The organism is Micromonospora sp. NPDC005087 (genome assembly GCF_042872965.1).
Taxonomy (GTDB): domain Bacteria; phylum Actinomycetota; class Actinomycetes; order Mycobacteriales; family Micromonosporaceae; genus Micromonospora.
In genome coordinates this window covers 168107-189562 of sequence record NZ_JBIALB010000009.1, presented here as the reverse complement: position 1 = coordinate 189562, position 21456 = coordinate 168107, and the positions used below count along the sequence as shown (strand labels likewise).

Below are 21456 nucleotides of genomic sequence, written 5' to 3'. Positions count from 1 at the left end.
CTCTTCTATGGATCATGTCGTTTCCTCCCTGTCGTCGGTGCGGCTGAACGGGCGAGGCGCGTACGGGCGTTAGCGCTAACATCAGGGAGCCGGTCGGCCCCTGACATCTCGTCAGTGCTCTGTCGGGAGCCAGACGCGCATGGTCGAGGGCCCTCGGTTGGCCCAGTCGTGGTACTCCACCAGCGCCACCTCGTCGACGCCCTCGTCGACCACCGGCGCCGACTCGGCCGCGTCGGTCCGGTACGGCCAGTCGTGCTCGCGTGGATGGACGCGCCGGCACTGCACGGTGACGCGGCCGTCGACGAGGCGGGGCGGTTGGCTGGTGTCGACGCGGAGCTCGTCGACCGTCTCGACGTCGGGCACGTCCACCGACTCCAGGGCGAGCACGAGGGGGCCGTGCTCCACCGCGACGCAGCCACGGACCGCGTCGATGCGGGCGTCCGGGTAGGTGAACCGGGGCGCCATCGGCAGAGACAGAACGACCTCGTCGTCCCGTCGCCACGTCCGGTTCTCCGTGACGAGGCCGGGACCGACCGCACGGGTGTCTCCGTCGACGGTCAGCGTCGCACCCTGGCCCGCCCAGCCGGGCACCCGCAACGACAGCGACCAGGGACGGTCGTCGTCGCTCTCGATCCGCACCCGGACCTGCCCGCCGTGCGGGTAGTCGGTCGCGATGCGCACGCACAGGTCGCGCCCGTCGGCGAGGCGGTGCTCGACGGTGCCCGGCAGGTACTGGTGCAGTTGCAGACCCTCGTCGTCGGACGTCGCGACGTAGGCCGCCAGGCTGGCCAGGGTGCGGGCGACGTTGGTCGGGCAGCAGGAGACCTCGAACCAGGGCGCCCGCAGCGAAGCCGCCGCGCGCAGGCTGGGCCGGTCGGCGTCGGGAAGGCTGCCGAGCTCGCGGCGGTGCAGCGTGTTGGTGTAGAAGAAGCTCCGTCCGTCGGCCGACGGCGAGGTCGACACCACGTTGAACAGCGTCCGCTCGATGACGTCGGCGTACCGGGGGTCGCCGTCGGCGAGCAGCAGCCGCCACGCGAGCATCACCGAGCCGACGCCGGCGCAGGTCTCGGAGTAGGCACGGTCGGGAGGCAGCACCCAGTCCTCGCCGAACGCCTCGTCCTGATGCCGGGAGCCCTGGCCGCCGGTGACGTACGTGCGCCGGGCCAACCCGTTGCTCCACTGGGTGCGTACCGCGTCCAGCAGGCTGGCGTCCTTCAGTTCGACGGCGACGTCGGCGGCGCCGGCCGCGAGGTAGTTCGCCCGTACCGCGTGCCCTCGCAGGACCGTCGCCTTCCGGACGGGCCGTTCGTCCTGGAAGTACTCCCGCCCGAACTCCACATCGCTGAGCCGGCCGTGACCCCGCCGGTCGACGAAGAGCGCGGCCTGGGTCAGGTAGCGGTCGTCACCGGTGACCCGGGCGAACTCCACCAACGCGGTCTCGATCACCGGGTGCCCGCAGATGCCGTCGACGCCGTCCGGCCCGAAGGTCTCGCAGACATTGTCGGCGGCACGGCGGGCGACCTCGAACAGCCCGTCGTCCGCACCCGGACGCGTTCGGGCGCGGGCGACCGCGGCCTGCAGGAGATGACCGACGCAGTAGAGCTCATGACCCCATTCGAGGTCGGACCACCGGGGCGCCTGCCCCGGGCGACCGAACCTGGTGTTGAGGTAGCCGTCGGCCTCCTGCGCCGCGGCCACCCGTCGCACGAAGGCGCGAAACCGCGACTCGAGCCCCGCATCGCCGGTCCGGCCGATCTCCCACGCCGCCGCCTCCAGGAACTTGTAGATCTCCGAGTCGGAGAACTCGCGTCCACGGCGATCGCGTGACAGGTCGCCCCGCACGGCACGGTCGAAGTTGCCGATCCAGCCCGCACGCTCAAGCCAGTGCGCGATGTGCGGCAGAGTCGCGGCGGCGTTGATCGACTGACGCTCGGCCCAGAATCCCCCCGTGATCCGGACCTGGTCCAGCCCGAGCGGCCGGAGCCGGCCACGGATCGGCAGGACAGGGGCGGCCGTAGGTGCGGTGCCGCTCATGGTCATCCTTTCATCGCGCCGGACATGAAGCCGCGCACGTAGTGTCGTTGGAGCAGCAGGAACAGGACGATGCACGGAAGGGCGAGAACGACGACGCCCGCTTCGGTCGCCCCGTAGTCGACGACACCCTGGACCTGGCCCCGCAGGTTGGACACAGCGAGCGGAAGGGTCATGCGCTCGCTGTCGTTGATGAGGATCAGCGGTGCCATGAAGTCGTTCCACGCGGTGAGGAACGCGAACAGCCCGACGGTGATCAGGCCCGGCTTCACCGCGGGCAACAGCACCCGCCACAGAGCGCTGAACGTCGAGCACCCGTCGACCATCGCGGCCTCGTCCAGTTCACGTGGCACCGCCTCGAAGGAGATACGCATCAGGAAGGTGGAGAACGGCAGCTGGAACATCGTGAGCACGAGGGCCACGCCGACGAGGGAGTTCTCCAGCCCCACCTGGTTGAGCAGCACGTAGAGCGGGATCAGCAACGTCGCGTACGGGACCATCAGGATGGCGAGCGTGACCAGGAACAGGATGTTCTTGCCGGGGAAGCGGAACCGGGCGAACGCGTAACCACCGAAGAGCGAGATCAGCAGCGTCAGGGCGACCGCGAGCAGGGCGACGAAGGCCGTGTTCGCGAGGTAGCGCCAGATGCCGGCCTGGTAGTTCGCCAGCGTCTCGTAGTTGCCGAAGCCCCAGCCGTCCACCTGGTTGGTGCCGGCCCGCGGGCCCACCGAGGCGACCGCCGTCCAGAGCAGCGGAGCCAGGAAGATCAGTCCGACCGCGCCGGAGAACACCCAGTACGGCGTGCGCAGCGCGATGCCGGCGATGGTGACGCCCCTGGGTCCGCCGCGACGGCCGGGCGCCGCGGCGGGTGGCGGAGTTCCGCCGGGATCGACGCGGGAACGGGATACGGCGACCATCGGGGTCAGCTCTCCTCGGATCGGAAGGCGCGCAGTTGCAGCGCGTTGATGAGGACCAGGGCCAGCAGCACGATGAGGGAGAGGGCGGCCGCCACACCGAGGTCGTTCTGACCCTGGAACGCCACCATGTAGATGAGCTGGACGACGGTGATCGTGCTGTTGTCCGGGCCGCCCTTGGTCAGGATGTAGAACTGCTCGAAGGCGAGCAGGGAACCGGTCACGCACAACACGGTCGTCAGCGCCAGGGTCGGACGCAGCAGGGGCAGGGTGATCTTCCGAAAGGTCTGCCAGCGGGTGGCACCGTCCGCGCGGGCGGCCTCGTACACGTCAGCCGGGATGCCCTGGAGGCCGACCAGCATGAGCACCATGTAGAAGCCCGCGTAGCGCCACACGATGAGGAAGGTCGTCGAGATGAGCGCCGCGGTCGGTGAACCGAGGAAGGTGACGCCGAGACGGTCCATCACCGGCGCCAGCGGGCTCGCGTACGGCGAGTAGAGCACGTAGAACAACAGGGACGCCGACGCCAGCCCGAGCGCGCTGGGAATCAGGAACGACGCACGGAGCAGGTTGTTCCACCGGCTCGACTCCTGCACGAGCAGGGCCAGCCCCAGGCCGAGGGCCAGGAGCAGCACGGTCGCGAGCACGGTGTACTTGACGGTGAACACCACCGAGTCGGTGAAGAACCGGTGGTTGACCGCCTTCACGAAGTTGTCGGGAGCGTTGATCCCCTGGTCGCCGGTCAGCAGCGGCCATCTCGACACCGACATCCTGATGACGAGCAGCAGCGGTACGGCGAACAGCGCCACGACGAACACCGCGGTCGGTGTCGCGTAGAGCCAGCCCAGCAGGGCCTGCCGGCCGCGTGGGCGGGCACGGCCCCGCGTCGCCGCACTGGGCGGGCGAGACGGTGCGGTGACTCTCATGGGAACCTCTCGGTCGGTCGACGGCGGGCGGTCGTGGACACGCGGGGACGTGTCCCGCCGCGGGCGTGTGCCGGCCCGGGAAAGCCGTTGGTCGGCACACGCCCGCGATGGGCAGCTACTGCTTGAGCACGGCGGTGATCTCGCCGTTGTCCTTCTGCAGGTCGCCGCTGCCGTTCAGCACCTGATTGCGGACGAGGGTCAGCCAGGGGCTGTTCGGCGCGTTGAACGCCTGCTGGAAGTTCAGCGCGACGGGGGTGTCGCCCTTGCCGGCCGCCTCGTTGATGGTGACCAGTCGCGGGTCCTCGGCGGCGTACTTGTTGGCCGCGAGGTCGGCGCGGGACACCACGTCCTTGTTCTTCGCCAGCACCTCGACCTGGGCCTCCTCGGACATCATCCAGCTGAGGAAGTTCCAGGCCTGAGCCGCCTTCTTCGAATCCTTCGACACGCCGATGCCGTCCCCGCCTACGAAGGTGGAGCCACCACCGCTGGGGCCGGGGATCGGGGCCACGCCGACGTCGAACGGGGTCGAGGAGAGCAGCGTCGCCGGGTAGAGCATCAGACCGACCTTGCCCTCGGTGAACGGGGCGGTCCAGGTCGGACCCGTCTCACCGGCCGAGGCGGGCAGCACGGCTCCGGACTTCCACAGGTCGTTCCAGGTGCGGTAGACCTTCTGGGCGGTGTCGTCGGCGAGCTTGGACTCGGTGCCGTCCTCGCTCAGCACCTCACCGCCGCCGGCCCAGACCGACGGGAACCAGGTGAAGACGAGGCAGCCTCCGCAGTTCAGGCCGGTCGCCGTGCCGTAGACGCCGTTCTTCTTGGTCGCCTGGACCGCCTTGGCGGCAGCGGCGTACTCCTCGAGCGTCGCCGGGGCCTTCTCCGGGTCCAGCCCGGCGTCCTTGAACAGCTGCTTGTTCCAGAACAGCATCGACAGGTCCAGCACGAAGGGCAGGACGTGCTTCTTGCCGTCCACCGTGCCGGCCGAGAGGTGCCCCTTGTTGATGGAGTCCTTGAAGCTCAGGCCGTCGATGTTGGCGCTGAGGTCCTGGAAGAGGCCCTGCTTCACCCAGTTCGGCACGTAGACGATGTCCGCGGCGAAGAGGTCCGGAAGGCCGTCCGAGCCTGCGGCCGCGCCGACCTTCGCGACGTAGTCGTCGTTGGGAACCACGGTCAGCTTGACCGTGTTCTGGTGGCCGGCGTTGTACGCGTCGACGAGGAGCTTCGCCTGCTTCTCCAGCGGCGCGCGGGTCCACAGGGTGAGCTCACTGCCGTCGTCGACGCCGTTGGGGCCGGCCTCTGCCGCGCTCGTGCCGCCGTCGTCGCTGCTGCACGCGGCCGTGGCCACGGTCAGCGCGGCCACGAGGACTCCTGCCAGTGAACGCAGAGCGGTGCGCCTGCCCAAGGTTCTAATCATGGTTCCTCTCCTAGGGGTTCATCGTTCGGAGAAAGCCGCTACGCGGGTCCCGCGAGCGAGGATCAGTCCGGTTCCTTGGTTCGTTCGTGTCGTCGGGGCGGGCCGTAGCCGCTACGCCAGAGCGATGACGTCGGCCACCGCGGTCGATCACGGTGGCCGCCGGGCGGGTTCCGCGGATCGGGTCGGCAGCCGTGCGGACCGGTCCACTGCGGACCATCCGGCACGTCGCGAGATCGCTGGTCCTCATCGCGCCCCCCGCCTCCCGCCGGATCCGGCGCGGCTCGTGCAGCACGTCGTTACCGCCGCGACCGGGGTGGTGGATGTCACGTTCCGCCGCTAGCGTCGCGCACGAAAACGGTTTCGGCAAGATGTCAGGCGGGTAAAACCTGAACCGCTTTCGCTGGCGTCCTTACCGTCCTACGTTGGCAGACTGGGCACCTGGCCTGCCAGGGGTCGGAGTCCGCGGGTGACTGTCGGGTTCCCTGAAAAGCTTGCGAAAAGGTTTCGGTAGACCGGCAGGCAGGTCGACCAGGTGTCCGCGGATCCACACGGCTCCGCGTCCCACGCCGTCGGTTCTCACCGACCGCCAGCGGCCAGCTCGGCGAGCATCCCCTCACAGCTGCGGACGACGACCTGCGCGCCGCGCCGCTGAGCCAGTGGGAGCAGCGGGTCCTCGGCCCGGTCCCGCCACCGCCACTGCGCATCGGCGGCGACCTCCCAGAGCCGCTGCACCGTCGCCTCGTGCTCGACGCCGAGGCGGGCCGCCAGCCCGACGCCGTCGCCACCGACCAGCCGCTGCGCCTCGGCGACCAGCTCGGCGTCGAACCCGAGCCGGCTGTTGCGTAACGCCACCAGCAGACGAAGCTCCCGGAACTCGTGCGCACCGGCGAGGATCTGCTCAATCGTGCCGACCAGCTCGTCGGCGCCCCGGACGGGCTCGGCTCGCACCAGCGCCTCCACAGCGGCCAACGCCGACCGGGCCTTCAGCGTGTCGCGGCGATCGATGAAGCAGCGGGTCATCGACTCGCGCAGCTCGGTGAGCCCGCTACGCCGGATGAGTTCGGCGGACAGCTTCACCCGACTGTCGAACCCGCTACGGACCAGGACGGCCGCCAACCGGATCCCGAAGAGCCCGAACCGATCCAGCAGTGCCGCGCGCACCTCGGGGTCCAGCCGTACCGGCAGCTCGCCACCGAGGAAACGGTCGGCGGAGAGCAGGTGCGGCTCCAGCTCCGCTCGGGGCACCCGGGCCAGCGTCGCGAGCGCCACGAAGTCCGACTCGCTGAGCATCCGACCCGCCAGACCGATCGCCCCGCTGCACGCCACCACGTTCACACAGAGCGCGCCGACCCGTGGGTCCCGGTGGTGGCGGCGGGCGAGCTGGCGGGCCGTGAGCAGCCCGTCGATCCGGCCACCACCGGTCTCGTCGGCCCGGGACAGCACCATGATCACATTCACCGGCGCGGCCTGCCCGACCGCACTGTCCCGGCCGGACTCCAGCACCCGCAGATCACTGTCGCGACCATCGCGGGTCAGGTACAACACCGCGTCCGCGTCCCGCAGCACCCGGTCCATCACCGGCACGCGACCCTGCTCACCGGTGCCGGCGACCGCCGGAGTGTCGATCAGGGTCACCTGGCGCAGTGCCCGGGTCGGCCACCGCACCACGATGTCCCGCACCTCCCCCGCGCCCCAGCCGAGGTCCACCCGCATCCCGGTCGCGGACTTGACCACCGTCAACTCCTGCGGAGGCTGGCCCGCCGGGTAGGCGGTGGCGCGCGGTTCGGCGCCGTCCTCGTACCAGGTGAAGACGCCGTCGGCTCCCTCGACCGGCGCGACCTCCTCCCCCATCAGCGCGTTCAGCACCGTCGACTTGCCGGAACGCCAGGGGCCCGCGACCGCGATCCGCAGCGGTTGCTCCAACCGGGCCACCTGATGCCGCAACTGCCCGACGACCCGGGGATTGTCCTGGTAGAGGTCGATGGCCTGGTGCAGCAACCCCCACGCGGCCTCGTCCAACCGCAGCCCGACGGTCACGCCCGAGGCTCCAGCAGCACCGGGGCCGCGCGGGTGCCGCTCAGCTGCTGAGCCTGCTCGTAGAGCGTGGCCAACCGGGTCATCTTCAGCCGGATCTCGCGCTGCCGCTGGTCACGCAGGGCGGCATCGGTGTCGGCCTCATGCTTTGCGCTGCGGAACGACTGGACGATGGCCTCCTGCAGCTCCTCGGTCAGCCCCGTGAAGTGGTCCCGCAGCATCCGCTGCACCTGCCGGGCGGCGTCCCGGCAGTCCCTGATCATCCGGACGAAGAAGTCGTCGACATGCCGCTGGATCGCCGTCTTGACGGTCGCCTGTCGGCGACGCAGCAACTGCCTGCTCTCGTCGCGGATGCTCTTGCCGCCGAAGAGCGCCCCGATGCCGACCGAGACCGGATTGATCATCGGCATCCCGGCCAACGTCGTCGCCAGACCGAACATCAGCATGCCGCCGTACGAGCCCTTCATGCCGGTGAACAGCTTCTGACCCGTGGTGAACCGGTCGATCTTCGGCCGTTCCAGCTCCGGCAGCCGGCCACCGATGTCCTCCGGCATCGTCATCGACCAGGGCGGCAACACGTCGTAGCCGTACCGGGCGAAGTTGGCGGCCACCCGCCGGGCGATCCAGTCACAGCGCTGGATCAGCCACTCGTGATTCGCCTCCGCCGCCTCCACCAGGCTGCGCTCCAGCCAGTCCTGGAAGGTGTCCCAGGCGACCAGCGGATCGGCCGTGTCGAACGCCTCGTCCACCGTTCGCAGGATCTGCCGGGTCCGGTCGCGCAGGTCGTACTCGATGTCCGAAAGCAGGTCGGCCATCTCGTCGGTGAGGGTGTTCTGCCACCGGGTGGAGCAGCGGCGCAGCTCGTCGACCTCACGCTGTGCCGCGTGCAGCCGGGAGATCGGCCCGGACTGCTCCTCGGCCTCCTGGGTCGCCAGCTCGGCGCGCAGCGGCGCGGCCAGCTGCTCCACCACCGTCCGGGCCACCCCCTGCACCGAGGCCCGGGCCAGCTGATCGGCCTTGCCGGACAGGTCCCGCTGCAACCGGGCGATCAGCGCGGGAAAGCCGGACTCGGCGTTGAGGCCGCGGTCGTCCGCCGCGGCCGCGCGCAGCCGCAGGTCCGCCGAGACCGGGATCACCGGCGCGGGGACACCGGCGTCGGCCAGGTGCTGGCGGTTGCGCTCGGCGATCGCGCGCCAGTCCGCCACGAGATCGGTCTTGCTCTGCACCACGACCACGTTCGGATGCGAACGCATCACGTGCAGCAGCATGTTCAACTCGGTGACCGAGAGTTCCCGCGTGGAGTCGGAGACCAGCAGCACGGTGTCCGCGCGGGTGGGAGCGGCGACCGCAGCGTTGCCGCCCAGCGCGGCGATCTCGTCGGCGCCGGGAGTGTCCACCAGCACCAGTCCGGCACCGAGCAGGGCGCGGGGCAACCCGATCTCGACGTACGCCGGGCCACCACCGGGCCGACGCCCGACCGCGCCGGCCACCCCCGCCGCGACCTGGTCGAGCGCCACCGGGGATCGCTCGAGGATCGCCGCGGGCGCGGCGCCGGCGGGCCGGCCCGGAGCCGGTGGCGGCGCCTGGATCACGGCCGCGGACGGAACGTCGGCGTGCTGCACCACGGTCGGCAGGACGGTGGTGCGGCCGTCGCCGACCGGGCACGCCGGCGCGTTGATGATCGCGTTGATCAGCTGACTCTTGCCCTGGTTCGGCTCGCCGATGACCAGGACGCGGAGCTTCGGGTCCAGCAGTTGGGCGCGCTTCTGCCGCACCGTCTGGAGCAGGTCACCTCGGCCGTGTGCGTTGCACGTGCGGGCGATCTCGTCCAGCACGTCCAACCAGATCCCCGCCATCACCGCACCAAGTGTGCGGATTTCGGCTCAATTATCAAGAGGGACCGGATGTGGAACCGGAGAGGGCCGGACCGCCCAGGGCGATCCGGCCTCCCGCTCCTACCGGGAATCCCCGTCAGAGCAGACCGCCGGTGATGCCCAGCAGTCCGTTGTCCGACGCGGCGTGCCCGCCGTCGTGCGAGTCGCCCAGCACGCCATCGGTGAGGCCGCCGGTCACGTCGCCGACCGTGCCGGTGACACCGGGCACAAGCCCGTCCACCTGGTGCGTAACGCCGCCCACCACGGACGGCACGTCGAGCGGCGGGACCACGCCGCCGACACCGTCACCGTGACCCAGGCCCAGCCCGCCCAGGGTGTCGTCGACACCGAGGGAGCCGACGACGCCGTCGAGCTGACCGCCGGTGCCGGAGAGGAGCCCACCGGTCAGGTCGCCACCGTGCAGGCCCGAGTCGGCGGTGCCGACCAGGCCGGTCGGGTTGCCCACCGTGCTGGTGACGTCACCGAGCACCGGGTCCACGATGCCGTCCACCGGCGCGACCACGTCGGCGTCGAGGGTGTGCGCCACGTCGTTCACACCCGTCAGGTCGGTGTCGAGCCCGTTCGGGCCGACGCCGAGGCCGATCCCGGGCAGCACGGTGACCCCGGCGGCGACCGTTGCCGGATCGACCGCGATGGCGCCCAGCACGCCGGCCTTGACGTCCAGGCCGGTGGGAGCACTGGTGATGCTGATCTGCTGCGCCACGCTCTGGAGTTGGCCGACCACATCGGTGGCGTCGGTCACCAGCGGGTCGAACCCGAGCTGCCCGACCGGGGACAGCGGCGCCAGGCCCTGCCCCGGGGCGTAGTCGACCACCAGCGGAACCACGTCCTGCACGTCGGCCGCGGTGATGTCGGTGAGGCCCGCGGCGTTCAGCGCGCCCTCCGGGTCGAGGTCGAAGGCCGACCGCGCGTCGGGGTTCGTCAGCAGGTCGAGCACGAAGTCGTGGAGGGTCTGGTTCGAGTCCATGTGCCGGTTTCTCCTCGGATGTGGCGTCAGCGACCGTCGTTCGTCGACAGTGACGTTATTGCGGGGAGCCACCCCGGACATCGGGGCTCGGCCCGCATCCCGTCCCGCTGCATTAGGGTCTCCGCAGCTTCGTACGTTAGGGGGACTGGGGGAAACCGTCCCGGTCAGATTAGGGTCCCGACCAGGGAGCGATCTCTGGTACGAACGTAGGAGCCCGCGGGGGTTCGCCGGGGGTGGGTCGCCGGGCAGCGCCGAAGCGGTCGCCACCGGCCGGCCAACTCACGGGGAGAGATGAGACGGATGCCGTACGTCCTGGGGATAGACATCGGAAACACCAACACCGCCGCCGCCGTGGCGCGGCGACACGGTACGACCTGGACGCGTCCCGAGGCGGTCCCCCTGCACGCCGGCTCGGCCCTCGTACCGTCGGTGCTGCACCTGTCGGAGGACGGCTCGCTGCACGTCGGAGAGCCCGTGACCGACGACGGCAGCCGCACCACCAGGGACTTCGTCCGCCGGATCGGCGATGATGTCCCGCTGCTGCTCGGCGGCGAAGCGTGTGCGCCGCAGACGCTGACCGCCGAGTTGGCGACGTGGGTGGTGGAACGGGTGTACGCCTTCGAGGGCGGCCCGGCCGACGCGATCGTGCTCAGCCACCCGGCGGGCTGGCGCCCGTACCGGCGGGAGTTGCTGCACCGGGCGCTGTTCGACCTCGGTCTGCGCAACGTGACGCTGCTGCCCCACACGGTCACGGTGGCCGAGAGCCACGCGGCGCGCGGGTTCGCGGGCACCACGGCCGCCGTCTACGCGCTGGGTGGCAACAGCTTCGAGGCGGCCCTGGTGCGCCGCACCCCGCGCGGCACGTACGAGAGCTTCGGCGTCCCGCAGGGTCTCGATCCGATCGGCGGGACCGACTTCGACGAGGCGCTGGCCGGGCACGTACGGACCGTGCTGGCCCGGGAGCTGGCCGGCACCGCACGCCGGGGCGCCCAGGCCGCCCTGCGCGGGCTCCTCGCCGAGTGCGACCGGGTCAAGCGGGAGCTGACCGTCGACCTCGCAGCCGATGTGGTGCTGGCCCTGCCGACCGGCCCGGCGCGGGTCCCGGTGACCCGGGCGCAGTTCGAGGCCATGATCCGCCCGACGGTGCAGGCCACCGTGGACCTCCTGCTCCGGACCGTGCAGGGCGCCGGCCTGGCGCCGGCGCAGCTCGACGGCGTCCTGCTCGCCGGCGGTTCCGCCCGCATCCCGCTCGTCACCGAGCTGATCACCGCGGCCCTCCCGGTCCCCGTCGAGGTGGAGCCGGACGCACAACTCACCGCTGCCACCGGGGCGGCGATGGCCGCCTGCCAGGTGGTGTCGCCGCGCCCCCGCCCGCCGGAGCCGGTACGCGAAGCAGCGCCGACCTCCGGCGCCGGCCGGGCCACCATCCCGGCGACGCGCCGCCCTCACCACGACACCATCGTCCCGGGCGATCCGCCACCCCGACCCCCGGTCCGGATCCTCCCACTGGAACTGCCGAAGGCGTCCCGCCTGGCGCTGGCCCGAAGCCGGGGACGCGAAGGATGACCTTAATGATCATGAATGACGTCGCCGGGTCCCGGCTGGTCCTGGGCAAGGGGCCGACAGCCCTGCTGGAGATGGTCGCCGAGGACCCGACCGGCCCGCTCACCGTCGGCCTGGCCGGGCCGGGCGGCCATGGCAAGACGGCGCTGCTCGCCGAGCTGGCGCGGGTCCACCAGCAGGCCGGCATCGCGGTGCGGATGGGCGTCCCGGAGCCGAGCGAACCGGTCGACCCCGACGCATTGGTGCTGGTCGACGACGCGCACCTGCTCGACGACGCGCGGCTCGGGGCGCTGCTGCGTCTGGTGGCCACCCGCCGGCACCGGCTGGTGGTCGCTTACCGCCCGTGGCCCCGGTCGGCGGCCCTCATGGAGCTGGCCGACGCCCTGCGTCGCGACGGGCGGGCCCTGCTGCTCACCGCGTTCACCCGGGAGCAGACCGCGGCCCACCTCGCCGCCGTGCCCGAGCTGGGCCGGCGGAGTGACCTGGTCGACTTCGTGCACGCACAGACCGCCGGCGTGCCCCGGGACGTCGAGCGGCTGGCCCGCGGACTGCGCGGGCCGGAGAACGGCGCCGGCGTACCGGTCGAACCACCCCGGTCCGTCGTCCTGGAGTTCGGGCCGGACCTGGAGGTCCTGCCGGCCGATGTCCGTCGACTGCTGCTCGCCGTCGCGGCGGGCGTGCCACTGCCGGTGAGCATGCTCGGCGCGCTCCTCGGCCGGGAGCCCGAGGCGGTGGACGAGTTGATCGCGACGACCAGGGCGGCCGGGCTGCTCGGCGCCGATGGCCGGCTCGCACCGATCGTCCGGCGGGCCGTCACCGCGCTCAGCCCGGCGACGGACCGCACCGCCGTCTGGCGCCGGCACACCGAGTTGCAGCTCGCGCGGGGCGGCGCGGTGCTGCCCCTGGTCCGGTCACTGCTCGCCGTCGGCGTGCTCGGTGACTGCCCGGCCCCGACGTTGGCAGCCGCCGCGGAGGAGGCACTGGCCGATGAGCCGGCCTTCGCCGCCGAGTTGTTCGCGGCCGCCACGGCGGCCGGGTGGCCAGCCAGCGCCCGGCAGGCGCTCGCCGCCGCGCTCGCCGGCAACCTCGACGGCGCCCTGCGGCTGGCGGACCGCCTCCTGGCCGCAGCCGCTCCCGCCGACCGCACCGAGGCCGCCATCGTGGCCGCGACCGCCCTGGCGCACCGCGGTCACGCCGACCGCAGCGTGGAGCTGTACCGGTGGGCGGGCACCTCCTCGTCGATCGCGTTCGCCACCGTTGGGGGGCTCGCCACCGGCGACCTGGCCGCCGCCACCGAGCCGCCGGCGGGCGACCCGGCCGGCGAACCACCCACGCTGCACGCCAGCGCCGCCCGCCTGATGGCCGACGGGGTACGGGAGAGCGTCGCCGGCACGCCCACCGGGGCGCTCTCCGCGCTCGTGCAGGCCGCCGCGCTGCTGGAACCGGACGGGCGGGCCGCGCTCCTGCCGGACAGTCCGGCCGCGCTGGCCGCCCTGACCGCCGTGCACTGCGGTGAGCTGGAGATCGCCGAACGGGTGCTGCACCGGGCCCTCGCGGCCGGTGTCGGCGGCCCGCTGATGGCGCGCCGTCACCGGCTGTTGCAGGCGTGGATCCTGATGGTCCGGGGTCAGACGCTCGCCGCGGCCGAACACCTCGCCACGGTCGCGCTCGACGGGCGACCGCTGGAGTCACGCGACCAACTCTTCGCCGCCGCGCTCCAGATGGGCATCGGCCGGCGCAACAGCGACCTCGGCGCGCTCAAGCGCGGCTGGGGGCAGGCGCTGGAGGCGGTCGTTCGGCACCCCGTCGACCTGTTCGCGCTGCTGCCGCTGGGCGAGCTGACCATCGCGGGCGCCCGGCTGGGTGACCTGGCCCGCCTGGAGCCGTACCTGCGGGAGGGCCGAACGCTGCTCGGCCGGCTCGGGGAGCCGGCACTGTGGAGCGTCCCGCTGCACTGGAGCGGGCTGCACGCCGCGATCCTGACCGACGAGCCGGTGACCGCCGACGAACACGTCGCCGCCCTGCTCGCCGCCGCCGGCCACAGCCGGTACGCGGCCGTGGTCGCCGCGGCCGCCGAGAGCTGGGTGGAGGTGCTGCGGGGTGTGGTCGACCCGGTCCGGGTGGAGGCCGCCGCCCGGGGGCTGCACGACACCGGGCTGTGCTGGGACGGCGCTCGCCTCGCCGGGCAGGCCGCGATCCGCACCTCGGACCGGCGCGCGATGACCAGCCTGCTGGAGTGCGCCCGAGTCCTGCAGGGCCGCCCGGCCGGCGCCAACGGCGGGCAGCGGCCCGCCACCGGCGAGGGCGCCACCCAGGTCGCCGACGCCACCACCGGCCCCACCCAGCAGGGGCTCAGCGACCGCGAGTACGAGGTGGCCGAGCTGGTGCTGGCCGGGCTGACCTATCGGGAGATCGGCGACCGGCTCTTCATCTCGGCCAAGACCGTGGAGCACCACGTGGCCCGGATGCGCAACCGGCTCAACTGCGCCAACCGCGCCGAGCTGCTGACTCTGCTTCGCGCGATGGTCGCCGACCGCGCCAGCAACGCGGCCGGCCAGCCGTGGCCGCAACGGACGGCCCGATGAGGCGGCGACAGGGTCCACGCCGGCCGGCCGAGCGGAGCGGAACGTGACGGGGCCCGAGGACCGGCGGACGCGGACCCGGCTCGTCGCGCTGGCGGCGGTGCTGGTCACGCTCTGGTCGTACGCGGCCTACCTGAGCGTCCAGGACGCGGCTGACCTGCTGCGGGTTCGGGCCCTGGCGGACACGCTGGGCCAGCCCATCGACCGGCTGATCCTGAACCTGCAGACCGAGCGTCGGCTGACCGCCGAGACGATCGCCGGCGCTGAGGGGCCGGGGACCGCGCTGGCCGGGGCACGTGCGGGCACCGACCGGGCGGCCGCCGAGGTCCGCGCGTTCATCGAGGGCCGTGACCTCCGGCTGCTCACCGCCGGCGCGGTCCGCGACCGGGCCGACGAGCTCGGTCGACGGCTGAACGGCCTGAGCGCCGTCCGGTCCCGGGTGGACGCCGAGCGGCTCGACCGCGCCGAGGCGGTCGACGGGTACGACCAGCTCGTCGACGCGGCCTTCGCCGTGTACGGCCCGGAGTGGGGCGCGTACGAGAGTGCGCTCGCCGCCGACACCCGCGCGGTGATCGGCCTGGCCCGCGCCCGGGAGCTGCTGGCCCGGGAGGACACCCTGGTCAGCGCCGCCCTGGCCGGCGACCGGATCTCACCCGACGAGCGGCGCCGCCTGGCCGAACTGGTCAGCAACCAGCGGTACGCGGGCGCCGAGGCGACCGTCGGGCTGCCGGCCGACGGCCCGGGAGACCATCAGCGACTCACGCAGGGCCCGCGGTTCGCGAACCTGCTCGCCCTGGAGGACGTGCTGCTGCGAACGGGCAGCGCGAACCCCCTGAGCGGAATCACCGGGCCGGCCTGGCGGGCGGCCGCGGACGCCGCCCTCGGCGCGCTGCACGAGCTGGTGACGACGACCGCCCGCAGCAGTGTCGAGCGGGCCACGCCGGGTGCCGCCGTGATCGTCGCGCGTACCGGCGCCGTGGTGGGGCTCGGCCTCATCGCGGTGATCGTGGTCCTGCTGGGCTGGGCCGCCGCCGTCCGCCGGCTGACCGACCAGCTGGCCCGTTCGGGCATCGACCGCCGCTGGCCGGAGCCACCGGCCGGCGCGGCGCTCGCCGGCCCCGACCCTTCAGCGGGCGTCGAGACCTCGGCCCGGCCCCGGGGTGCCACGACGACCGAGCACGCCACCCGGGACCTGTTCCTGCGGCTCACCCGACGCAACCAGGTCCTGCTACGTGATCAGCTCGGTCTGCTGGACGGTATGCAGCGGCGGGAGCGGGCCGCCGAGGAGGCCGACGAGCTGTTCCGGCTCGACCACCTCACCACCCGTGTCCGGCGCAACGTGGAGAAGCTGATCGCCCTGGCCGGCGCGGCGCCGGCCCGCCGGTGGCGGCATCCGGTGCCCCTGCTCGACGTCGCGCGCGGTGCGGTCGCCGAGGTGCCGGACTACCACCGGGTCCTGATCGCGCCGCACTGGCCCTGGTCGCTCGCCGGCCCCGCCGTCACGGACGTCATCCACCTGCTGGCCGAGCTGATCGAGAACGCCCTCGCCTTCTCGACGACGGAGACCACCGTCCGGGTCGCCGGCGAGCACCGGCCGCAGGGCTGCGCCATCCTGGTCGTCGACGACGGCCCAGGCCTCGACGCGACCGCGCTGGCCGGGGCCAACCGGTTGCTCGGCAACCCGCCCCCGGGCGGCCCGCCCGCCGGCCAGGCCGGGCTGTACACCGTCGCCGTGCTCGCCGCCCGCTGCGGCGCACGGGTCTTCCTGCGTCACAGCCAGCGCGGTGGGACGACCGCGGTCGTGCTCCTTCCGGCCAGGCTGGTCACGGTCACCGGAGCCGTCGGCGGACCGGCCGCGCCGCCCCCCGACCCCGCGCACCGACCGGCCCGGGCCGGAGCCGACGGGCCGGGCCCGGGCGACCACGGCGAGCTGCCGGTGCGGACCCGCCAACCCGGTCCGACCGGGCCCGAACCCGGCACCCCCGGCCCCGAGACCGTCGAGTTGCCGGTCGCGAGAGCAGCAAGGAGACATCGATGACGCATGCAGTGGTCACCGGATACAGCCTGACCGGCGCCCTGGACCGCCTGGTCGCCCGGGTGCGTGGCGCGGAGTTCGCCGTGGTGCTCTCTCCGGACGGGCTGCCGTTGGGCGGGTCCCGGCATGTCGAGGCGAAGCTGGCCGAGCAGATCTCCGGCGTGGTGGCCGGCCTGCTGGCGCTGGGTTTGGCCGCCACCCGGACCTGCGACGCGGGCGGCCTGCGCCAGATCGTGGTGCAGATGTCGCGGGCGTTCCTGTTCGTCGCCACCATCCGCAACGGGACCATCCTCACCGTTCGGATCGCCGGAGACGAGGCCGAGATCGGGGACATGGCGTACGAGGTGGCGCTGTTCGTGGGGCAGGCCGAGCGGCACCTGCCCGTCACCCTGGAACCAGCCTCCGCGGCGAGGAGCGGGGACACAGGTGCACACCTCCGACACCGCTGACGAGGCCTGGTACGACGACGACGCCGGCCCGGTGGCGCGTCCCTACACGATGACCGGCGGGCGCACCGCATCCGATCGCGGGCGATTCGACCTGATCTCACTGGTCGTCGCCCGGCGGGGCGTCACACCCGATGCGCCGCTCTTCCCCGAACAGGCGCGGATCGTCGAACTGTGCCACCATCCGATGTCGGTGGCTGAGGTCGGCGCCGAGTTGGACCTGCCCCTGGGGACCGTCCGGGTTCTCCTCGGTGACCTGCTCGCGGCCGGGCTGATCGAGACGCACGAACCGCCGGCGCTGTCGGAGCTGCCGACCGCGGACCTGCTTGAGGCGATACTCGTCGGGCTTCGCGCGCTGTGAACTGGACGGTTGGCCCCCGACCGGGGGGCGCAGGCGCGTGTCCGGTGACGAATTGAACGGGAGACCTGTAGTGCCGGCAACACCGCCCCAGCCACGGCGAACTGTGGTGATCGTTCTGCTGGACCGGATCGTGGCCGTCGCCGCGTCCGTACGGCTGGTGCTCACCGGCCGGGGCGACGTTTCCCGGGCCACCTGGGTGGCCGTCATCGCGGCCCTCGGGGTGCTGATCGCCACGGCGGTCTCCGTCATCGGGGTGCTGCGCACGCCGGAAGGGCTGACACCGGTGGCCCTCGACCCGCCGCCATCCGCCGACCAGGTGGGCACTATGCCGACCGACACGCCCAGGGCGGGGCAGGCGAGACCGGCGGCCACCAGCCCGACGAGGCCGGTGCCCCCGCAGGCCACGGCAGCCCCGCCGACCCCTGAGCCGTCGACGAGCACGACCGCGCCGACCCCCGTGACGGCCCCACCCACACCGGCCGCCCTGCGCGCCGACTTCGCCATCGCGGAGAACGCTCTGCTCAGCTACGGCGCCGCCGTGACCATCAGCAACCCCGGCGAGGCGCCGGTGGCGCGGTGGAAGCTGGCCATCACCCTGCCCAGGGAATCGCTGCGCGTCAGCTCGGTCGAGGGCGCGACGGCCAGCCAGGACGGTGCGGTGTGGACGTTCGTGCCCGACGGCAGCGCCGGGCAGGTGCCCGGCAGCGCCTCGGTACGGGTGACGTTCCGGGTCAACGGCTCGTCGATCGGCTCCACCCCCACGGCGTGCACCATCGACGAGGTCGCCTGCACCGGCCTGCCGCACTGACCGGCCTTCCCGGAGGCGGGCCGGTCCCTCGGTAGGGGTTTCCCCACCGCCGAGATCATGGGTCGCCGTGTGGTCCGGAAACGTCGCCTCGACCAGGCTTTCCGCTATGCGAAACAGCGATGTGACCCCCGCTCTCGGGCTGGTCGTCGAGGTGCTCGACGTGACGAAGACCTATGCCGGCGGGGGCGGTGTCCGGGCGTTGAATGGCGTGTCGGTCGCCTTCGAGGCCGGTTCGTTCTGCGCCGTGATGGGCCCGTCGGGCTCGGGCAAATCGACGCTCCTGCACTGCGCGGCGGGCCTGGATCGGCCGGACAGCGGCCGCGTGCTCCTCGCCGGTCAGGACATCGGCGGGCTGCGTGAGCCCCGGCTCACCGAGGCACGGCGGCAGCGGGTCGGGTTCGTCTTCCAGTCGTACAACCTGATGGACTCGCTGTCGGTCTGGCACAACGTCCTGCTCCCACAACGGCTGGCCGGAACACGACCGGACCGGGACTGGGCGCGGGAGGTGATGCGCCGCGTCGGGCTCACCGGGCGGGAAGACGACCGGCCCGGCCAACTGTCCGGCGGTCAGCGGCAGCGGGTCGCGCTCGCCCGCGCGCTCGCCAGCCGGCCGGAGGTCATCTTCGCCGACGAGCCGACCGGCGCGCTGGACCTCTCGACCGGCCGCGAGGTGCTCGGTCTGCTGCGTGAGGCCGTGGACCAGACCGGCACGACGATCGTCATGGTGACGCACGACCCGGCCGCCGCGGCGTGGGCCGACCGCGCGGTGTTCCTCGCCGACGGGCGGATCGTCACCGAACTCGCCGACCCGACCGCCGAGAAGGTCGCGGCGCAGATGACGGCGGTGACCGTCCGATGATGCGGCTCGCTCTCGGCACCCTGCGCCAGCACCGTGGCGCCTACGCCGGCACGTTCTTCGCCGCGCTGTTGGCCGTGGCCCTGCTCGCCGGCGGCGGCCTGCTGCTCGCCTCCGTGCTCACCGCGAAGCCGCCGGCCGACCGGTTCGCGGCAGCGCCGATCGTCGTTTCGGGCGACCGCGACGTGACCCTCGAGAAGGTCACCACCAAGCAGAAGAAGGACAAGGCCAAGGTCAAGCGGAAGGTCAAGTCCGAACGGCTCACCGGGGCCGGCTCGCTGCCGGTGGACCTCGCCAGCCGACTGGGTGGCCTCCCGGGTGTCGCGGCCGCGGTCGCGGACGTCGCCTTTCCGATCCAGGCGAGTACGCCGGACAGACGTCCACTGCACGGCGCCGACGAGGCTCCGGTGATCGGACACGGCTGGGCCTCCGCACCGCTGACGCCGTACGCGCTGCGCGTCGGCGAGGCGCCCGGCCGGGGCCAGGTGGTCATCGACGCCGACCTGGCTCAGCGGTCGGGCACCGTGGTGGGTGGGCGTCTCGTCGTCACCACGAAGACCGGGGTCCACACCATGGTCGTCTCCGGCGTCGCCGCGCCGGCCGGCCGGGACGGGCTGCCCGCCCAGGGCGCGCTGTTCGTCGCCGACGGCGAGGTGGCCGCGGTGTCCGGGCTGCCCGGTCCGACCGCGGTGGCCGTCCTCACCCGACCCGGCACCGACCCGGTCGCGCTCCGCGACGCCGTCCGGGGGGTTGCCGGGAACGCCAAGGTGCTCACCGGCGCCGACCGTGTTCGGGCCGACCTGCCCGGTGCTCTGCCGGACTACATCGGACCCATCTCGATCTTCGGGTTCGTCATCGGCATCACCGCGTTCGCGGCCGTCTTCGTCCTCACGGGCACGGTCACGCTCGGCGTCCGCCAGCGGCTGCGCGAGCTGGCCCTGCTGCGCACGGCCGGCGCGACTCCCGGTCAGTTGCGCCGCCTCCTCGGCGTGGAGAGTCTCCTGCTCGCCGGGGCCGCCGCGCTCCCCGGCGCGCCGCTGGGTGTGGTGTTCGCCCACGTGGTGGCCGCCCGGTTCCGCGAGCTGGGCGCGGTGCCGGCTCAGTTCGTCGTACGGACCAACGTGATCGTGCTCGTCGCCGCCGCGGCAGCCGGGATGCTGGTGACCTTCATCGGTGCCCGGATCGCCGGACGTCGAGCGGTGCGGATCGCCCCGACGCAGGCACTCGCCGAGACCGCGAGCGCACCGACCGGCGGACTGGTCCCCCGGACAGGCGTCGCGCTGGTGACCACGGCCGGCGCGATCGCCCTGCTCACCTTCGTTCCGCTCGACGGGCCGCTCGGAATGGGCATGACCTTCGTGTCGTCCGCCCTGCTGCTGTGCACGGTCGCGGCCCTCGGACCGCTGCTGGTCCGGGCGCTGACGACGCCCGTGTCCCGCCTCGTCGGCGCCGGCGGCGCGACCGGCTGGCTGGCCGGCCTGGTCACCCGGGCCGAGCGGCGACGGGTCGCGGCGGTCGCTGTCCCGCTCGTGCTCATGTTCGCGATCAACGCCACCATGCTGCTCAACAGCGCCCTGCTGGGCCAGCTGGCCGGGCGGGAACAGGCGGAGCGGACCGCGGCCGCGACGGCGCAGGTGACCGCACCGGGCGGGCTTCCGCTCGGTACCGTCGAACGGCTCGTCGCTCTCGACGGGGTGACCGGTGCGGCGGCGACGCTGCCGACCCGGGCGATCGTCGAGCAGGGTGGCAAGCCCGAGGACTTCGCCGGCCAGGGCCTGCTGATCGCCGGCACCGAGGCCGCGCTCGACCTCGACCTGCGCGCCGGGACGCTGCCCGGCACGGGCACGTTCGCCGCCAGCGAGTACCTGACCGGTCAGTACGGCTGGCGGATGGGCGACGACGTGCGGATCTGGCTCGCCGACGGCCACCAGGTCGACCTGCGTCTCGCCGGGGTGTACGCCCGGGCTCGTGGCTTCGGCGACCTGGCGCTGCCCGCGGACCTGGTGGCGGCACACGACCCACGCGGACTGGTCAGCACGGTCGGGCTGCGCTACCGAGGCGACGTCCCGGGCCGGATCGCCGCCTCGTGGCCCGGCCTGCGGCTGACCCCCACGCTCGGTGCGGCACCCGCCGGTGACGCGCAGAACCAGCAGGGCGCCTGGGAGCTCATGGTGGTCGTCTCCCTCGGCTTCACGGCGATCGCGGTCGTCAACACCTTCGCCATCGCCACCGTCGCGCGCCGCCGCGAATTCGCTGAGCTGCGGCTGGCCGGGGCGACGACCGGGCAGCTGCACCGGCTGGTCGACCGCGAGGCGGTGATCACGGTCACCGTCGGGCTGGTGCTGGGCGCACTGGTCACCGGGATCGTGGTCGGCGCGTTCAGTGCCGCGCAGGACGGCACGTTGCGGGTGTTCGTCGACGCTGGCACGTACGCGGGGATGCTCGGCGGTGTCGCGGCACTGGGGCTGGTCGCGGGTGCCGTGCCGGCCCGGGTCCTGCTGCGGCGGCGCAGCCTGCCGGCCCTGAACGACGGACGCTGACAGGTGCTTCCGAACGGATCGCCGCTCGGACCCGTCCTCCGGATCGTCCGGGGCCGGGTCCGGCCGGTGGCCGTGGGGGGTGCCGCC

At 72.9% G+C, this 21456-nt stretch carries 15 protein-coding genes; 8 read left to right on the top strand and 7 right to left on the bottom strand.

What is annotated here, in order from left to right:
- Positions 1-111 precede the first annotated feature (111 nt).
- The 7 genes from ACFYPS_RS21970 to ACFYPS_RS21940 all read right to left on the bottom strand — a co-directional run bounded on the left by ACFYPS_RS21970 (position 112) and on the right by ACFYPS_RS21940 (position 10178).
- Positions 112-2034 (bottom strand): glycoside hydrolase family 127 protein, encoded by a 1923-nt coding sequence (locus tag ACFYPS_RS21970; protein ID WP_387326545.1) that lies wholly within the window; start codon positions 2032-2034, stop codon positions 112-114.
- A 2-nt stretch (positions 2035-2036) separates the two neighbouring features.
- Positions 2037-2948, bottom strand: coding sequence for a carbohydrate ABC transporter permease (locus tag ACFYPS_RS21965; protein WP_387326543.1), 912 nt, complete (start codon positions 2946-2948; stop codon positions 2037-2039).
- Between the two features lie 5 nt (positions 2949-2953).
- Positions 2954-3871, bottom strand: a complete 918-nt coding sequence (locus ACFYPS_RS21960; RefSeq protein ID WP_354966768.1) for a sugar ABC transporter permease — start codon at positions 3869-3871, stop codon at positions 2954-2956.
- 115 nt (positions 3872-3986) lie between these two features.
- On the bottom strand, positions 3987-5282 hold the full coding sequence (locus ACFYPS_RS21955) for an ABC transporter substrate-binding protein (RefSeq protein ID WP_387326540.1): 1296 nt from the start codon (positions 5280-5282) through the stop codon (positions 3987-3989).
- A 576-nt stretch (positions 5283-5858) separates the two neighbouring features.
- The gene (locus ACFYPS_RS21950; protein ID WP_387326537.1) at positions 5859-7319 is read right to left on the bottom strand and encodes a hypothetical protein; all 1461 of its coding nucleotides are present in this window, start codon (positions 7317-7319) and stop codon (positions 5859-5861) included.
- On the bottom strand, positions 7316-9172 hold the full coding sequence (locus ACFYPS_RS21945) for a dynamin family protein (RefSeq protein ID WP_387326534.1): 1857 nt from the start codon (positions 9170-9172) through the stop codon (positions 7316-7318). The genes ACFYPS_RS21950 and ACFYPS_RS21945 overlap by 4 nt, the downstream gene beginning before the upstream one ends.
- Before the next feature lie 115 nt (positions 9173-9287).
- Positions 9288-10178 (bottom strand): IniB N-terminal domain-containing protein, encoded by an 891-nt coding sequence (locus tag ACFYPS_RS21940; protein ID WP_354966772.1) that lies wholly within the window; start codon positions 10176-10178, stop codon positions 9288-9290.
- Positions 10179-10478: 300 nt separating this feature from the next.
- Here ACFYPS_RS21940 and ACFYPS_RS21935 point away from each other — a divergent pair, with 300 nt between their 5' ends.
- The 8 genes from ACFYPS_RS21935 (at position 10479) to ACFYPS_RS21900 (ending at position 21369) form a co-directional block, all read left to right on the top strand.
- A complete protein-coding gene (locus ACFYPS_RS21935; RefSeq protein WP_354966773.1) occupies positions 10479-11744 on the top strand; it encodes an Hsp70 family protein in 1266 nt (421 codons plus the stop codon).
- 5 nt (positions 11745-11749) lie between these two features.
- Positions 11750-14326 carry a LuxR C-terminal-related transcriptional regulator gene (locus ACFYPS_RS21930; protein WP_387326529.1) on the top strand — a complete coding sequence of 859 codons (2577 nt, stop codon included), beginning with the start codon at positions 11750-11752 and terminating at the stop codon, positions 14324-14326.
- A 43-nt stretch (positions 14327-14369) separates the two neighbouring features.
- Positions 14370-16361, top strand: a complete 1992-nt coding sequence (locus tag ACFYPS_RS21925; RefSeq protein ID WP_387326526.1) for a nitrate- and nitrite sensing domain-containing protein — start codon at positions 14370-14372, stop codon at positions 16359-16361.
- Positions 16358-16807 carry a roadblock/LC7 domain-containing protein gene (locus ACFYPS_RS21920; protein WP_387326524.1) on the top strand — a complete coding sequence of 150 codons (450 nt, stop codon included), beginning with the start codon at positions 16358-16360 and terminating at the stop codon, positions 16805-16807. The genes ACFYPS_RS21925 and ACFYPS_RS21920 overlap by 4 nt, the downstream gene beginning before the upstream one ends.
- Positions 16785-17165 carry a DUF742 domain-containing protein gene (locus ACFYPS_RS21915; protein WP_354966777.1) on the top strand — a complete coding sequence of 127 codons (381 nt, stop codon included), beginning with the start codon at positions 16785-16787 and terminating at the stop codon, positions 17163-17165. Before ACFYPS_RS21920 ends, ACFYPS_RS21915 begins: the two co-directional genes overlap by 23 nt.
- Positions 17166-17271: 106 nt before the next feature.
- On the top strand, positions 17272-17973 hold the full coding sequence (locus tag ACFYPS_RS21910; RefSeq protein ID WP_387326521.1) for a cellulose binding domain-containing protein: 702 nt from the start codon (positions 17272-17274) through the stop codon (positions 17971-17973).
- A gap of 106 nt (positions 17974-18079) precedes the next feature.
- Positions 18080-18832, top strand: a complete 753-nt coding sequence (locus ACFYPS_RS21905; protein ID WP_387326518.1) for an ABC transporter ATP-binding protein — start codon at positions 18080-18082, stop codon at positions 18830-18832.
- Positions 18832-21369, top strand: a complete 2538-nt coding sequence (locus ACFYPS_RS21900) for an ABC transporter permease (RefSeq protein WP_387326515.1) — start codon at positions 18832-18834, stop codon at positions 21367-21369. Before ACFYPS_RS21905 ends, ACFYPS_RS21900 begins: the two co-directional genes overlap by 1 nt.
- The last annotated feature ends 87 nt before the right edge of the window (positions 21370-21456 follow it).

Excerpts from the sequence above, each read along its gene's own strand:
- ACFYPS_RS21905 (WP_387326518.1), top strand. The coding sequence starts at position 18,080 with ATGCGAAACAGCGATGTGACCCCCGCTCTCGGGCTGGTCGTCGAGGTG.
- ACFYPS_RS21920 (WP_387326524.1), top strand. The coding sequence starts at position 16,358 with ATGACGCATGCAGTGGTCACCGGATACAGCCTGACCGGCGCCCTGGAC.
- ACFYPS_RS21945 (WP_387326534.1), bottom strand. The coding sequence starts at position 9,172 with ATGGCGGGGATCTGGTTGGACGTGCTGGACGAGATCGCCCGCACGTGC.
- ACFYPS_RS21930 (WP_387326529.1), top strand. The coding sequence starts at position 11,750 with ATGATCATGAATGACGTCGCCGGGTCCCGGCTGGTCCTGGGCAAGGGG.
- ACFYPS_RS21970 (WP_387326545.1), bottom strand. The coding sequence starts at position 2,034 with ATGAGCGGCACCGCACCTACGGCCGCCCCTGTCCTGCCGATCCGTGGC.
- ACFYPS_RS21965 (WP_387326543.1), bottom strand. The coding sequence starts at position 2,948 with ATGGTCGCCGTATCCCGTTCCCGCGTCGATCCCGGCGGAACTCCGCCA.
- ACFYPS_RS21940 (WP_354966772.1), bottom strand. The coding sequence starts at position 10,178 with ATGGACTCGAACCAGACCCTCCACGACTTCGTGCTCGACCTGCTGACG.
- ACFYPS_RS21900 (WP_387326515.1), top strand. The coding sequence starts at position 18,832 with ATGCGGCTCGCTCTCGGCACCCTGCGCCAGCACCGTGGCGCCTACGCC.
- ACFYPS_RS21935 (WP_354966773.1), top strand. The coding sequence starts at position 10,479 with ATGCCGTACGTCCTGGGGATAGACATCGGAAACACCAACACCGCCGCC.
- ACFYPS_RS21960 (WP_354966768.1), bottom strand. The coding sequence starts at position 3,871 with ATGAGAGTCACCGCACCGTCTCGCCCGCCCAGTGCGGCGACGCGGGGC.
- ACFYPS_RS21955 (WP_387326540.1), bottom strand. The coding sequence starts at position 5,282 with ATGATTAGAACCTTGGGCAGGCGCACCGCTCTGCGTTCACTGGCAGGA.